This is a genomic window from Sinorhizobium sp. B11 (genome assembly GCA_039725955.1).
In the GTDB taxonomy this organism is placed as follows: Bacteria; Pseudomonadota; Alphaproteobacteria; order Rhizobiales; family Rhizobiaceae; genus Rhizobium.
The window spans coordinates 202,992-218,317 of record CP091033.1 but is presented as its reverse complement, the minus strand read 5'-3'; the positions used below and the strand labels follow the sequence as shown (position 1 = coordinate 218,317).

Genomic DNA, 15,326 nt, shown 5'->3' with positions numbered 1-15,326 from the left:
CAAGCGCCGCTCCCGTTTTGACGGAGTCCCCATGGCCTTTCTACTTCGCCGCCTCGCTTTTTACCTGGCGGCCTTCATCGCGGCAGCGACGATCAACTTCTTCCTGCCCCGGCTGATGCCGGGCGATCCCGTGCGCATCATGTTTTCGAGCGCGGGCACCGAACTGCCGCCGGAAAGCCTGCAAGCGCTGAAGCTGACTTTCGGCTTCGTCGACGGGCCGCTCTGGCAGCAATATCTGACGTACCTCGGCAGCATCTTCACCGGCGATCTCGGCCGTTCGATCAAATATTTCCCGCTGCCGGTCACGTCGGTTCTCGGCCATGCGCTGGTGTGGACTGTCGGCCTGATGGGCACGGCGACGATCATCAGCTTTGCGCTCGGCACCTTCCTCGGCATTGTCGCCGCCTGGCGGCGCGGCAGCAAATTCGACGTCATCGTCTCGATCGGCGCGATCTTCGCGACATCGGTGCCCGCCGTCGTCACCTCGCTGATCGTGCTGTTCTTCTTCGGCTTCACGCTTGGCTGGTTCCCGAACGGCTATGCTGCCGATCCCTCGCTCGATCCAGCCTTCAGCTTCCAATATGTGGGCAGTGTCGCCTATCACGGCGTCCTGCCGATGATCACGCTCTGCACTGTGCTGGTCGGCGGTTTTACCGTCACCATGCGCAATAACATGATCAACCTGCTCGGCGAGGACTATATCATCATGGCCCGCGCCAAGGGCCTCTCCGACCGGCATGTGATGCTCTGGTATGCGGCCCGCAATGCGCTGCTGCCGACCGTCTCGAGCCTGGCGATTGCCATCGGCACCATTCTCGGTGGCTCGCTGGTGACCGAGGTCGTCTACAACTATCCGGGCCTCGGCAACATCCTCTACCAGGCGATCCTTGCGCGCGATTATCCCGTCATCCAGGGCCAGCTTCTCATCATGACCGCGACCATGCTGATCGCCAATTTCATCGTCGATGTCAGCTATGTGCTGCTCGATCCGCGACTGAAGGGAGCGTGAGATGAAGAGCCTTCTCCGCAATCGAAAGGCGCTGATCGGCCTCGCCATCATCGCCTTCATCGTCATCGTGGCGATCGCAGCACCGTTGCTGACGCATTACGATCCCGCCGCCCGCACCGGCCGTCCGCACCAGCCGCCGTCTGCCGAACATATTCTCGGCACGACGCGTATCGGCCAGGATGTCTTCGCCCGGATGATCTATGGCGCGCGCACCTCGCTTGCCGTCGGCTTCGGCGCCGGCCTGCTGATCACCGCCGTCGGCACGGCGCTCGGTATCATCTCCGGTTATCGCGGCGGCAAGACGGACGAGGTCATCAGCTTCTTTACGAACATGGTGCTCGTCGTGCCGAACCTGCCGCTGTTGCTCGTTCTCGCAGCCTTCATCGGCCAGGCGAGCCCGATCGTCATCGCGCTCATTCTCGGTGGCACGTCCTGGGCCTGGGGTGCGCGCGTGACCCGTGCCGAAACGCTCTCCGTCAAGCAGAAAGACTATGTCAAATCGGCTGAGATGATGGGTGAGCCGCAATGGCGCATCATGACATTCGAGATCTTCCCCAACGTGATTTCCATCGTCGGCATCAATTTCATCGGTAGCGTCATCTTCGCCATCATCACCGAGGCGACGCTGGAATTCCTCGGCCTCGGCGATCCGCGCGTCGTCTCCTGGGGCACCATGCTCTACAACGCGCAGAAGGCCTCCGCGCTTTCGGTCGGCGCCTGGTGGGATATTCTCACACCCTGCTTCGCGCTCGCCTTCCTCGGCATCGGCATGTCGCTGCTCAATTTCGCCGTCGATGAGATCGCCAATCCGCGCCTGCGTACCGGCAATCATCTGAAGCGCTGGTCTTTTCTCATCCGCTCCGGGGAGGGCCGCCTGTGAACCACCCGTTGCTTTCAGTCAAAAACCTCACGATCGACTATATCGGCGAGGAAAAGGACTTCCGCGCCGTCGACAATGTCAGCTTTGATGTTGCACCCGGCGAAGTCTTTGGTCTGGCCGGCGAATCCGGCTGTGGCAAGAGCACGATTGCCTTTGCCATCAGCCGCCTGCACAAGCCGCCAGCGCTGATCCGCAAGGACAGCCAGATCCTGCTTGCCGGCCGTGATGTGCTCGATCTCGACCCGAAGGCGCTTGCCGCCTTCCGCTGGCGCGAAGTCGCCATGGTCTTCCAGAGCGCCATGAATTCGCTGAACCCGGTGCTGCGCATCGAGGACCAGTTCTATGACGTGCTGCGCACCCACAAGGGCATGACGAAAGCCGAAGCGCGCGAGCGCACGGCCGAGATGCTGCGGCTCGTCGATATCGCGCCGGAACGTATGCGCAACTATCCGCACCAGTTTTCCGGCGGCATGCGCCAGCGCATCGTCATCGCCATCTGTATGGCGCTCGATCCGAAACTCGTCGTCATGGACGAGCCGACGACGGCGCTTGATGTGGTCGTGCAGCGCGAAATTCTGCAGCGCATCAACGAACTCCGCAAGCAGTTCGGCTTCTCGGTGCTCTTCATCACCCACGATCTCGGGCTGATGGTGCAGTTCTGCGACCGCATCGGCATCATGCTCCAGGGCAAGCTCGTCGAGCAGAACGAAGCCGAGGCGATCTACAAGACGCCGCAGCACGAATACACCCGGAAACTCTGGGCCTCCTTCCCCTCGCTTCACGGAGGCGTGCTGCTATGAGCGATGCCATCCTCGCACTCGACAAAGTCACCAAGACCTTCGGCCACGGTGATTCCGCCGTTCATGCTGCACGCGCCATCTCCTTTTCGCTGCACGCCGGCCGCGCGCTGGCGATTGTCGGCGAATCCGGCAGCGGCAAGACCACCTGCGCCCGCATGGCGATGCGCGAATATTCGCCGACCGCAGGGCAAATCCTCTACAAGGGCCGTCCCGTCGAAGGCGCCAAGGCGGACGAGATCGCCCGTTACCGCCGGTCGGTGCAGATGATCTTCCAGGACCCATTCGCCTCGCTGAACCCGGCCCACACGATCGCTCATCATCTGCAGCGGCCGCTGAAGCTCCACCGGCCTGACATACGCGGCAAGCAGATCGATGCGACCGTCCGTGAACTGCTCGAACGCGTGAAGCTTGATCCGGACATCGTCGCGCCGAAATATCCGCACGAGCTTTCGGGCGGTCAGCGCCAGCGCGTCAATATCGCCCGCGCCCTTGCCGCCCAGCCGGAAGTGATCGTCGCCGACGAACCGACCTCAATGCTTGATGTTTCCGTGCGCCTCGGTGTTCTCAATCTCCTGAACGAGATGAAGAAGGAGATGAATCTCGGCCTGCTCTACATCACCCACGATATCGCCACCGCCCGCTATGTGGCGGAGGATATCGCCGTCATGTATTCCGGCCAGATCGTCGAATGGGGCAACACGGCCAAGGTAATCGACAATCCGCTGCATCCCTATACCCGTCTTCTGCTCTCGGCTGTCCCCGATCCGGACGTGCGCTTCGACGATCCGCGCACGCGCCTGCAGCCACAGGAGGTGGACGATATCCGCCGCCGCTCCGCCGCGCCGCAGGAACAGGTGGTGCAGCATGAGCCGGATCATTTCGTGCGTTTGATCTGAGCAAGGCTTGCTGGCTTCGACTGTCACCCTATGCTAGGGGACGGTCCCTTTCAGCGAGACGAAACCGCCATGCTTCCCTGGATCCAGCTCGATTCCGCGACCATCCCCGGCGACGGTGGAGAGCTGCGACTGAAGCAGCGCGGCAGTGAATTTTCCATCATGCTCGGCACCAACGAGCTGATGAACAGCCGCCTCAGCGGTTCGGAAGAAGCACTCGCTACTCTGTCCTTTGAACGGATCAAATCGCATCCGAAGCCGAAGATCCTGATCGGCGGGCTCGGCATGGGCTTTACCCTGCGGGCCGCTCTTGCGGTCGTGCCCGAGGATGCCACTATCGTCGTTGCCGAACTGATTCCGGAAGTCGTTGCCTGGGCACGCGGCCCGATGGCTGAAGTGTTCAGAGGCTGCCTTGACGATCCGCGTGTGTCGATCCACCACGGGGATGTCGGCGAAGCGATCCGCGCCGGAAAGGGCGGCTATGACGCTATCCTTCTCGACGTCGACAATGGGCCTGACGGCCTGACCCGCAAATCCAATGACCGACTCTACGATTATGCCGGGCTTAAATCCGCCCGAGAGGCCCTGCGTCCCGGCGGCGTGCTGGCCGTCTGGTCCTCCGGGCCGGATCCGTCCTTCACGCGGCGTCTGAAGGACTGCGGCTTTGCCGTCGATGTGGTCAATACGCGGGCCAACGGCAAGCGCGGCGGCGCGCGCCACGTCATCTGGCTCGCAGTCAAGCCCGGTCGCTGACCGACCCCCCGGCAATAAAATGCATCTTTATCAGCAAAGGCGACGGATGCGTGCGCAAGAGAGCTTGAGATTGGTGCGGTAATAATCGTATCCCATAGATCACGGATCGCGACGACGAGGAGGTCTCGCGGCCATTCATCGGCCGAGCCGCATGCGGAGGCATGACGCGCCGGCCCTCGATTGGATACGGGTATGCGCCTTTCAGACTGCCATAACTTCCACGATTTCCGCCGTCTCGCCAAGCAGCGCCTTCCGGGGCCGATCTTCAACTATATCGACGGCGCCGCGGATGACGAGGTGACTTACAGGCGCAATACCTCATCTTTCGAAACCTGCGATCTTCTGCCGAGCGTGCTGCGTGGGGTCAGCGATGTCGATATGTCGGTCACCGTCATGGGCCAGAAACTCGCCATGCCGGTCTATTGCTCGCCGACGGCGCTGCAGCGGCTCTTCCACCACGAGGGCGAACGCGCAGTGGCACACGCCGCCGGCAAATTCGGTACTATGTTCGGCGTTTCCTCGCTTGGCACGATCAGCCTGGAAGAGGCGCGGCAGATCAGCAGCGGGCCGCAGGTCTACCAGTTCTATTTCCACCGCGATCGCGGCCTCAATCGTGAAATGATGGCGCGGGCGAAGCAGGCGGGCGTGCAGGTGATGATGCTGACCGTCGATAGCATCACCGGCGGCAATCGCGAGCGCGACAAGCGCACCGGATTTGCCATCCCTTTCAAGCTCAACCTGTCGGGCATGGCGCAGTTTGCCGTCAAACCGGCCTGGGCAATCAACTATTTCACCCATGAGAAATTCCGCCTGCCGCAACTCGACAGCCATGTGGACATGGGCAGCGGCACAATGTCGATCAGCCGCTACTTTACCGAGATGCTCGACCCCGCCATGAACTGGGACGATGTCGCCGACATGGTGAAGATCTGGGGCGGGCAATTCTGCCTGAAGGGCATCATGACGGTCGAGGATGCCAAGCGCGCTATCGATATCGGCTGCACCGGCATCGTGCTGTCCAACCACGGCGGCCGCCAGCTCGACGGTTCACGCAGCGGCTTCGACCAGCTGGCGGAAATCGTCAATGCCGTCGGCGACAGGATCGACGTCATGGTCGACGGCGGCATCCAGCGCGGCACGCATGTGCTCAAGGCACTCTCGCTCGGCGCCAAGGCGGTCGGGGTCGGGCGTTATTATCTCTTCCCGCTTGCAGCCGCCGGCCAAGCCGGGGTCGAGCGGGCGCTCCTGCAAATACGGACGGAAATCGAGCGTGGCATGAAGCTGATGGGCGCCGCTTCCGTCAGCGAGCTGTCGGCCGGCAACCTGCGTTTCCGCACCTCCTGAGACGGAGCACTGCGCCCGATATCACGGTGCGAACTTTATCAGGCTCCGACGATCTCACGGGGCGCAGGTGCACCGACATCCTGCCGGCGCTGGCGAATGATCGTCGACGCCTCGCGGGGATCGGGCGGCAGCACGGCATTCTTCAAGGCGAACGAATATTCGTGCTGCGGATTGTCCAGCACGGTACGCGCATCGCCGCTTTCGACGACCACGCCCTTGCGCATGATAATGACACGGTCGGCTATGTAATAGGCGGTCGCGAGATCATGAGTGATGTAGATGATCGATACCTTCAACGTATCGCGCAATTCGCGAAAGAGATTGACGATCGACATGCGCAGTGACGCATCCACCATGGAAACCGGCTCGTCGGCGACGATGAGCTTCGGTTCGGGAATGAGCGCGCGTGCCACCGCGATGCGCTGGAGCTGGCCACCGGACAATTCGTGCGAATAACGTCCTCGAACCTCCGCAATGGAAAGGCCGACCCGCTGCAGCGCCGTATCTGCCAAGGCCTCCCTTTCGGCGCGGCTCTTCGCACCCTTGAAGCGATGCGCCGTGGCATACAGATACTCGTCGATGCGCGTCAGCGGATTGAAGGCTTCGAAGGGATTCTGGAAAACCGGCTGAACCCTGGTCATGAAGGCTTCGCGGGCGCTACGGCCGCTGATATCGCCAATGTCGGCGCCGTCGAAGCGGATGGTGCCGCGATCTGCGGCCTCGCTGCCGAGGATCATCTTGGCGAGCGTGGATTTGCCGGAGCCGGATTCGCCGACGATCGTGAAAATCTCTGGGCTGTCAGCCGCAAGCGCAAAGCTCACGTCATCGACTGCCGTCATCCTGGCACGTGAAAAGAACCCGCCGATCGGAAAGAACTTGCTGACATTTTCAAGCTGGAGAAGGTGTTCGCCACTCATTGGATCTTGTACTCCCCTGCCCTGAAACATGCCACGCGCCCACCGGTCGCGCTCGGCTGCATGACAGGAACCTCCTTCGAGCACCTGTCGATCGCAATCGGACACCGTGGATGGAAGCGACATCCCGACGGCGGGTTCGAGAGCGCCGGAGGTTTGCCCTGCAGACTCTTCCGCGTCCGCGTATCGCCGATGCGTGGCAGGCTGCCGATCAGATGAGCCGTATAGGGATGTTGCGGATTGTCGAAGATCGCCTGCGTCGGCCCTTCTTCGGCGAGCCGCCCCGCATACATGATCGCAAGGCGATCGGTGATGGCAGCATGGACGGACATATCGTGGGTCACGAAGATGACCGAGGCTTGCATGCGTGTCTGCACCTCCTTGATCAACGCAAGAACATCCTGCTGCACCAAAACGTCGAGCGCCGTCGTCGGCTCGTCGGCGATGATGAATTCCGGTTCGCAGACGGTCGCAAGCGCGATGGTCAGCCGCTGGCGCATGCCGCCGGAGAGCTGGTGCGGAAAGGCTTCAAGGACATGCGGGTCGAGATGCAGGCGGGCAAGATGCGCCTCGACCCGCTGGCGGAAGGCTGCTTGATCCAGACCCATGTGGCGGGAGGCGAAATCGTTGAAAGCATGCTTCACCCGCCGGACCGGGTTCAGCACGTTCATCGAGCCCTGCATGATGTAGGAAAGATGTCGCCAGCGCGCGGCCCGCATCTTTTGCGGTTCGCCATAGACATCGATCGGCTTGCCATCGAAATTGAAATTGACCGTACCGCCGACGACCCGCATCGGCGGGCGAATGGCTCCGGCAAGCGTCTTGATGAGCGAGGTCTTGCCGCTCGAGGATTCTCCGGCAATGCCGTAGATTTCGTTCTTGCGTACAGTCAGGCTGATATCGTCGACGGCCCTGATCTCGCGCCGGACTCCGAAATAATCGTTGACGTAGTAGCATTTGAGCCCGTCGATCGTCAGCGCGTCCCGGGAGTTTTCGACGAGGGTCAAAGGTGCTTTCCTCAAAGAATTCTGCATCGTCTCACGCTCCCATCCGGGCCAGCCGCGAGCGCGGATCGATATATTCATTGACCGACATGGCGAGCATGAAGAGGCCGAGGAAGAGGATGACCACGAACAGCATCGGGAAGGCCACCCACCACCAGATGCCGGCAACCATGGCCGAATGTGCATTGGCCCAGTAGATCATGCCACCGATTGTCGGCCGGTTGATGTCGGAAAAACCGAGAATGGAGAGCGTCACTTCCAGGCCGATCGCCCAGATCAGATTGTTCATCGTCGTGAAGAAGACGATCGGCATGACATAGGGAAGATGTTCGCGAACGAGGATTTGCGACGTGCGCATGCCCGAAAAGACGGCGTGCCGGGTAAATTCCCGTTGCCGTAGCGATAGCGCGACGGAGCGGATGAGCCGGCTGTCATGCGTCCAGCCGAGCAGGGCTGCGACGACCGCCAGCATCGACCATGTCATCTGGTCACGCAGGACAAAGACCAGAAGAAGCAGGATCGGGATGTTTGGCAATGCGCCCAGCGTATCGTTGATGCCCATGATGATCTGGTCGGTGCGGCCGCCGATGTAACCGGAAACGAGGCCGACGACGAGCGCGATGAGGCGGCTGATAACGGCGACGATAATGCCGAAGAGCAGCGTGTTGCGCAGCGACGCGCCGATCTGCCAGAAAACATCCTGGCCGCGCGAAGTCGTGCCGAACCAGAATTCGGCGGATGGCGGCATGTCGGGGATCACCACATAAATGGCGTTCTCGTCATAAGGCGAGAAGAAGGAAGAGACGATCAACCCGACAATGATCAGGATCAGGATCGTCCCGAGCAGGAATTCGCGGTTGTAACGAAGCAGGTCTCTGAGGATCTTGAACATCGCTATTATCCCAGTTTCACGCGCGGATCGATCAGCGGATAGATGATATCGATCACGAAGACGGCCGCAGCGACGGCAATGATGGCGATGGTCGTGACGCCCAGGACCAGGCTGTAATCGCCGGAATAGATGCCCGAGATCAACAGCTTGCCGATGCCCGGATAGTTGAAGACGAACTCGACGATGACGGCACCGCCGAAGACATTGCCGAGGCTGAGCGCGAGACCCGTGACCTGCGGCAACATGGCGTTGCGGGCCACATAATACGAAAAGATGCTGCTCGAGCGCACGCCGCCGAGCTCGGCATAGACGACATGATCGTCAGTGATGATGTTGGAAACGAGCGAACGCATGGAAATGAACCAGCCACCGATGCCGACGAGCACGAGCGTCAGCGCCGGCAGAATGCCGTGTTCGATAACCGAGCTGATGAAGGCCCAGCTGAATGCGGGCGTGAGATTGACCTGCGCGCCGCCACTGATCGGCAGGATCGGCCAGACGAAACCAAAGAGAATAACGAGGCTGAGGCCGATGATGTAGGTCGGGATCGGCTGCAGTGCCATGATGACGATACCGGCAAGCTTGAGCAGACGGCTGTTGCGGAAATAGCCGGCAAGCGCGCCGAGCAGGTTGCCGATGATCCATGCGATGATCGTAGCAAGCGTCAGAAGGCCGACGGTCCAAGGCAAGGCGCGTCCGATGACGGTCATGACCGGTGTCGGGAAGGACGACAGCGACGGACCAAAATCACCGGTCAGCACCCGTCCCCAGAAAGTGAAATACTGATCGATAAGCGGGCCGCCGGTTCCATAGAGTTCCCGCAGCGATTCGCGCAGAATTTCAACCGATTGTGGATCGGTCGAGCCGAAACTCGTCAAAAGCGACACGGTCTGCTCCACCGGATCAACAGGCGAGAAATGCGCGATCAGGAATGCGAGCGTGATGCCGGTGACGACCACGAAAAGGAACTGCAGGAAACGTTTACCCGCATAGATCAGAAAGCCATTCATGGCATCCATCCTCCACTAGCAGAAGGGGAGCGGCCGGCAATCGGCCACTCCCGTGTCGACGCGATCAGTTCTTCGGAGCGTCCGGATTGGCCTTCAGGCCGGTCACCATGTAACGAATGTTCGACCAGTTCGGACCCGAAGCGGAATAGGGGTTTTCAGCGCTCGGATAGTTCGTCCAGTAGGTCGTGTCGAACGGGGCGAACTTGTTGTAGGCCATCAGCGGAATCATCGGCATCTCTTCGACCGCGAGCTTCAGGAAATCCTGACCGACCTTGGTGACGTCGGGCGAGTCGAAGGCGATGGACCGGTTCTTCGCGATGATCTGATCGAGACGCGGATCCTGCCAGCGTTGCAGGTTGCGCGGCGGCTGGATCTGGCCGAGCGGCTTGATGAATTCCGAATGGTAGCTGTCCAGGAAAAAGGACAGATCCGGATGACCGCCCCAGGTCTCAATGCTCCAGTAGATTGCGGCTTCGTAATCGCCGGCACTAAGGCGCTGACCGTTGGTCGGACCGGCAACATCCACCTTTGTAGCGATGCCGTTCTGGCTCCATTGCTGGGCGATAACGGTGCCGGCACGCGCGAGTGTCGGAATGGCGTCGCCCTCGACCTGCAGGCGGATCGTGAACGGCGTGCCGTCAGGCTTCATCCATTGATTGCCGCTCTTCTTGAAACCGGCCTTCTGCAGGAGCTCGGTCGCAGCTTGAACATCCTGCTTCCACCAGCCGAAGCCGAAGGTACGCTGCAGCTGTTTCGGATCGGTCGGGATCTGGTCGCCCCACTGGCCACGCACCATGGTGGCGATCTGGGCGGAGATATTGGGATCATAGGGCTTGATCTTGCGGCTGCCGGTATCGAGCTCGAAATTGGTGAGCCAGTCCTGCATCGGTGCGTAATAATCGTCCGGAGCCGAGCCGGTCGGCGGCGTGGCGAGAGCAGCCAGATTGGCGGCACCGCGATAGGAGCCGAGGGCCACGGCGCGGATATCGATCATCAATGCCAGCGCCCAGCGCACGTCCTTGTTGTCGAAGGGCGGCTTCTTGGTGTTGAGCAGCACGGAAGGCAGGGTCGGATCGGGATGGGCGAAGGGGAAGCCCTTCAGCCAGGAGGCGACGCTCTTGCTGTCGCGCATCATCGCAAACATGCCCTCGGGTGCCATGTCGTTGATCACGTCGAGATTATGATTGCGCTGCTCGATGACGCGGGCTTCCGGGTTACCGGCGGCTCGATAGACGACATATTTCACCTGCGGCGGCTCCTTGGCAGCCATGCCGATCGAAGTGCGCTGCCAGTCGTCGCGCAGTTTCCAGATGGTCCAGTTGCCAGCCTTGTCATAGCTCTGCAGCACATAGGCGCTGAGCGAGACCGGCGGATTGTTCTTGAATGCCAGGGGATCGCCGGCCTTTTCGAAGACATGCTTCGGCATGATCCAGGCAGCGTTCCAGCGCACGGTGAACACTGTGTGGAAGCGCGAATTCGGCTTCTTGAGATGGAGGATCACCGTCTGCGGATCTGGGTTTTCCACGCTGGCAACGTTGACGGAAAAAGGCGCGCTCCAGGACATGCCGGGATGGTCGATCTGAGTCTTGACCGTATAGGCCACGTCGTCGCTGGTGAATTCGACACCGTCGCTCCAATAGATGCCCTTGCGCAGCTTCACGGTCATTTGCGTGAAATCGGCATTATAGGCCGGCGGCTCGGTAGCGAGCGCATTCTGCCAGGCATCCGGACCACCCTCCGGATTGATGAACCAGAACGTATCGGTCGTCAGCTGCTGCAGGCCGTTGACATTGGCAGACCCACCACCGCCCGGCGCCCAGACATTAAACCAGTCGGCATTCTGCTGCGGCGTGCCCTGGATGATCAGAGTTTCATTGCGCGGAATTCCGGCAATGAAGTCCTGCGCATAAGCAGGCAGAGCGGCTAGAGACAATAAGGCAATGGCTGCAAATCTTGGGAACTTCATCGGACGCTCCTCCTCCTTGGCCCGCAGAGGCGGGCGCTTCCCGTAATCCGTTATCGATCGCGTTCCGGCGAAAGCGTCTTCATAGGGACCTGATAGTCCATATGGCTCCTCCAGACGACAAGTTTCGCCTCAACATTTATCGACAATTTTTCGCCAAACGGCAACAGGTAATTTTTTAAATGCCAAAAACTCTCGTAAATACCGGCATTTTTCATCACCCATTTAATCGTCATTTTTTATATTATTGACAAAATGGTCATTTCGCTTAGCTTTTGCGGCGAGCGCGGCGCCCTCCCAAGACAGCCGCAACTCATCACAATATTGGTCGGTTAGCCTTCGGGAGGAGGCCGAGGCTTGGCCGTTCAAGAGGAAAGACGATGACGAGTTCCTATGACGTGACCATCAACGTTCACGCCGGCAGGCCGACAGGGGCCTATAAACCGCTGTGGAACTGGTTCGGCTATGACGAGCCGAACTACACCTATTCCCCCCATGGCAAGAAGCTTCTGAAGGAGCTGACAGAACTCAGCCCCGTCGCTCCGCGCATTCGTACCCACAATCTGTTGACGAGCGGCGACGGCAAGCCGGCACTGAAATGGGGCTCGACCAATGCCTATACGGAGGATGCGAACGGCAATCCCGTCTATGACTGGACGATCATCGACCAGATCTTCGACGCCTATGTCGAGGCCGGCAACATTCCGCTGATCCAGATCGGCTTCACGCCGGAGGCGCTTTCCGATTTCGACGGCCCCTACAAGCATCATTGGGAGCCGGCGGATAAATACGCAACGATCACCACCGGCTGGACCGCGCCGCCGAAGGACCTGAAAAAATGGGGAGACCTCATCGAGGCCTGGGCACGGCATCTTGCCGATCGCTACGGCGAAGATGTCGTCTCCTCCTGGCCCTGGGAAGTCTGGAATGAACCCGACGGCCATTACTGGACGGGTACGATTCCGGAATTCTGCGCCATGTATGATGCGAGCGCACGTGCCGTAAAACGCGCCCTGCCGAAAGCACGCGTCGGCGGTCCGCACACGTGCGGCGGCTTCGCCAATGAGAAGGCGCAGACTTTCCTGCGCGCCTTTTTGCGCCATGTTGTCGAGAACAAGCCGCCGATCGATTTCATCGCCTTCCACGCCAAGGGCAACCCGGTCATCTTCGACGGCCATGTGCGCATGGGTCTGCACAAGCAGCTGCGCGACATCGAAACCAATCTCGCCATTATCAACGAATTCCCCGAGCTTCGGCATCTGCCCGTCGTGATCGGCGAATCCGACCCGGAAGGCTGTGCGGCCTGCTCGGCCCGCGTCCACCCGCAGAACGGCTACCGCAACGGACCGCTCTACGGCGTCTATGTCGTCGAGAGCATGATCCGCACTTATGAGCTGTCACGCCGAGCCAATATCGAGATCGAAGGTGCGGTGACCTGGGCCTTCCTTTTCGACGACCAGCCCTATTTCGACGGCTTCCGGGATCTCGCGACTAACGGCGTCGACAAGGCGGTGCTGAACGGCTTCCGGATGCTCGGCAAGCTTGGCGGCGAGTGGCTGGAATCCGAAAGCGACTATCGCCGCGATATCGAGGATATCATGAGCCACGGCGTTCGCGACAAGCCCGACGTCAACGTCGTTGCGACCCGCGACGACAAGGGCGTCTCCGTTCTCGTCTGGCACTATCATGATGACGATGAGGCAGGCCCCGCTGCCGATATCAGCCTGGCGATTGACGGCTGGGGCAATCGTCCGGCCGCGCTCAAGCATTTCCGCATGGACGAGCAGCATTCCAACTCCTTCCGCATCTGGAAGGAAATGGGCAAACCGCAGGATATCGCGGGCGCCGATTACGCCAGGCTCGAGGCCTCGGGAAAGCTCGCCGAGATCGACGACAAGGCGTCTGTTTCGGTCCGCGACGGCAAGATCAATCTCACCTTCTCCCTGCCGCGTCAGGGCGTTTCTCTCCTACGCCTGGACTGGTGAGACGGCGGGAAAAGTGGGAGCGCAACCCTCCAAGTTGCGCTCCGTAACCACCTCAGAGCAATCCGGCGCGCGGTCATCGTCACGTCATTGACCGCGTGTCGTTTCACTGCGCCACAATTGGCGCCGTCGAGACCATCCCGCGTAGCACCGCGGGCAACAACGAGCCGCCTGTCCCCGAGACCGCGACGCTCCAACATTCCACAGCCCTTTGCCATCAAGAGACCAATTTACCACAAACAGGTTTACAGCTAATAACTGACATGTTAGCCATACAGTACTGACATGAAGGAGACATATTGATGACGGGGTTTGGTTTGTCGGTCGCATTGGCGACACCTTTTGACCGCAGCGGCGCCATCGCCGCCGAGGTCATGCTCGCCCAGGCAAAGCGAAGCCTTGATTCGGGCTGCGCCAGCGTCACTCTGTTCGGAACAACAGGCGAAGGCGCATCGATCGGCAGCCAGGAACGCGAACGGATCCTCGACGCATTTATTGCCGCCGGCGTTCAGCCCGGGCAGATCGTCGTCGGTGTGCTCGTCGACGCGGCGGAGGATGCGGCGCAGCAGATGTCACAGGCCCTGTCGAAGGGCGTGCGCAGTATCCTTCTCGCCCCGCCCTCCTATTTCAAAAACGTCAGCGATGATGGTATCTTTGCCTGGTTTGCCGATGTGTTTGCGCGTGTCGGCGAGGCAGCGCGTGATGTACTGGCCTACAATATTCCCTCGGTCACGATGGTCGCGTTGAGCATCGACCTGATCAGCCGGTTGCGAAAGGCTTTCCCCTCCATCGTCACCGGCGTCAAGGACTCCTCCGGCGACTGGCCCTACACCGAAACCCTGCTGCGCCAGCATGGCGACCTGATCATCCTGATCGGCGACGAGCGGCACCTCGCCAAGGGTGTGCGCATGGGCGGTCAGGGTGCGATTTCGGGCATGGCCAATTTTGCGCCGCACGAAGTCCGCGCCATGGCCGTCGACGGCAATGACGATCCGCGCGTCGAACAGTTCGTTGGCGAACTTCTCAAGCACCCCGTGACGCCGGCTGTGAAAGTCATGGTGGCAAAAATGACTGGCGATGATAGATGGCTTGCGGTTCGCCCTCCTTTGACGTCAATCTCCGCCGATGGCAGACGCGAGCTTGCCCTTGCCTTTGACGGACTTTTTCGCACAAAGGCAGCATAGCGGTCATGTACGAGGAGAGCCCGATGGATGGAGCGGACGAGCAGCCGACGCTGAGAGAGAAAGCTTATGAAAGCTTTACCAGGCATCTGCTGGCGCGTGACGTCCGTCCCGGGCAATTCGTCTCGCAGCGCAGGCTTGTCGAACTGACCGGCCTGACGCTCGGAGCTATTCGCGAACTTATACCGCGGCTAGAAGCCGAGGGCCTGATCAAGACGGTGCCGCAGCGCGGGCTTCAGATTGCCCATATCGACCTGAACCTCATTCGCGAAGCCTTCCAGCTCCGGCTTTTTCTCGAAAAGGAAGCCGTCGGGATCTTCACAGAGACGGCAAGCGACGCGGCGATCGCGGCACTCCTGAATCAGCATCGTGAGATCGTCGCGGCAATCGAGGCCGGCAATCATTCCCACGAACTGGAAATCCATGCCCAGGCTGTCGACTGGGGCATGCATGACGCCTTCATCGATGCGCTAGGCAACACGATCATTTCCAACGCCTACCGCGTCAACTCCATCAAGATGCGCCTGATCAGCCAGGAACGCTTCCGCATCGACGGGCGCGTCGGCCCCGTCATGGGTGAGCATCTTCGCGTGCTGGAGGCGATTGAGCAAAGGAACGTGCAAGGCGCCGTCGATGCGCTTGCCGCACATATCAATCACGCGCGAAGTCGTGCGCTGAGAATTTAGAAAGACGCCTGCGGT

At 60.4% G+C, this 15,326-nt stretch carries 14 protein-coding genes; 9 read left to right on the top strand and 5 right to left on the bottom strand.

The features are described 5' to 3' along the window. Window positions 1–31 precede the first annotated feature (31 nt). The 6 genes from LVY75_00995 to LVY75_00970 all read left to right on the top strand — a co-directional run bounded on the left by LVY75_00995 (window position 32) and on the right by LVY75_00970 (window position 5,679). Entirely contained in the window at window positions 32–1,009 is a 978-nt protein-coding gene (locus LVY75_00995; GenBank protein XAZ20571.1) for an ABC transporter permease, read from the top strand. A gap of 1 nt (window position 1,010) precedes the next feature. Next, window positions 1,011–1,889 carry an ABC transporter permease gene (locus LVY75_00990; GenBank protein ID XAZ20570.1) on the top strand — a complete coding sequence of 293 codons (879 nt, stop codon included), beginning with the start codon at window positions 1,011–1,013 and terminating at the stop codon, window positions 1,887–1,889. Then, entirely contained in the window at window positions 1,886–2,689 is an 804-nt protein-coding gene (locus tag LVY75_00985; protein XAZ20569.1) for an ABC transporter ATP-binding protein, read from the top strand. The genes LVY75_00990 and LVY75_00985 overlap by 4 nt, the downstream gene beginning before the upstream one ends. Then, window positions 2,686–3,585 carry an ATP-binding cassette domain-containing protein gene (locus LVY75_00980; protein XAZ20568.1) on the top strand — a complete coding sequence of 300 codons (900 nt, stop codon included), beginning with the start codon at window positions 2,686–2,688 and terminating at the stop codon, window positions 3,583–3,585. The genes LVY75_00985 and LVY75_00980 overlap by 4 nt, the downstream gene beginning before the upstream one ends. A gap of 69 nt (window positions 3,586–3,654) precedes the next feature. Further along, window positions 3,655–4,335 carry a hypothetical protein gene (locus tag LVY75_00975; protein XAZ20567.1) on the top strand — a complete coding sequence of 227 codons (681 nt, stop codon included), beginning with the start codon at window positions 3,655–3,657 and terminating at the stop codon, window positions 4,333–4,335. Between the two features lie 192 nt (window positions 4,336–4,527). Then, complete coding sequence (locus tag LVY75_00970; GenBank protein XAZ20566.1) at window positions 4,528–5,679, top strand: alpha-hydroxy-acid oxidizing protein; 1,152 nt, start codon at window positions 4,528–4,530, stop codon at window positions 5,677–5,679. Between the two features lie 38 nt (window positions 5,680–5,717). On the opposite strand, the gene LVY75_00965 is transcribed toward LVY75_00970, so the two are convergent. The 5 genes from LVY75_00965 to LVY75_00945 all read right to left on the bottom strand — a co-directional run bounded on the left by LVY75_00965 (window position 5,718) and on the right by LVY75_00945 (window position 11,465). Then, window positions 5,718–6,596, bottom strand: coding sequence for an ABC transporter ATP-binding protein (locus LVY75_00965; protein ID XAZ20565.1), 879 nt, complete (start codon window positions 6,594–6,596; stop codon window positions 5,718–5,720). Beyond that, window positions 6,593–7,627, bottom strand: a complete 1,035-nt coding sequence (locus LVY75_00960; GenBank protein XAZ20564.1) for an ABC transporter ATP-binding protein — start codon at window positions 7,625–7,627, stop codon at window positions 6,593–6,595. The genes LVY75_00965 and LVY75_00960 overlap by 4 nt, the downstream gene beginning before the upstream one ends. 4 nt (window positions 7,628–7,631) lie before the next feature. Beyond that, entirely contained in the window at window positions 7,632–8,489 is an 858-nt protein-coding gene (locus tag LVY75_00955) for an ABC transporter permease (protein XAZ20563.1), read from the bottom strand. Between the two features lie 5 nt (window positions 8,490–8,494). Beyond that, window positions 8,495–9,499 carry an ABC transporter permease gene (locus LVY75_00950; protein ID XAZ20562.1) on the bottom strand — a complete coding sequence of 335 codons (1,005 nt, stop codon included), beginning with the start codon at window positions 9,497–9,499 and terminating at the stop codon, window positions 8,495–8,497. A 64-nt stretch (window positions 9,500–9,563) separates the two neighbouring features. Beyond that, window positions 9,564–11,465 carry an ABC transporter substrate-binding protein gene (locus LVY75_00945; protein XAZ20561.1) on the bottom strand — a complete coding sequence of 634 codons (1,902 nt, stop codon included), beginning with the start codon at window positions 11,463–11,465 and terminating at the stop codon, window positions 9,564–9,566. Between the two features lie 377 nt (window positions 11,466–11,842). Here LVY75_00945 and LVY75_00940 point away from each other — a divergent pair, with 377 nt between their 5' ends. The 3 genes from LVY75_00940 to LVY75_00930 all read left to right on the top strand — a co-directional run bounded on the left by LVY75_00940 (window position 11,843) and on the right by LVY75_00930 (window position 15,311). Beyond that, a complete protein-coding gene (locus LVY75_00940) occupies window positions 11,843–13,447 on the top strand; it encodes a beta-xylosidase (GenBank protein XAZ20560.1) in 1,605 nt (534 codons plus the stop codon). 296 nt (window positions 13,448–13,743) lie between these two features. Further along, window positions 13,744–14,628, top strand: a complete 885-nt coding sequence (locus LVY75_00935) for a dihydrodipicolinate synthase family protein (protein XAZ20559.1) — start codon at window positions 13,744–13,746, stop codon at window positions 14,626–14,628. A gap of 23 nt (window positions 14,629–14,651) precedes the next feature. Further along, the gene (locus LVY75_00930; protein XAZ20558.1) at window positions 14,652–15,311 is read left to right on the top strand and encodes a GntR family transcriptional regulator; all 660 of its coding nucleotides are present in this window, start codon (window positions 14,652–14,654) and stop codon (window positions 15,309–15,311) included. Window positions 15,312–15,326 lie beyond the last annotated feature (15 nt).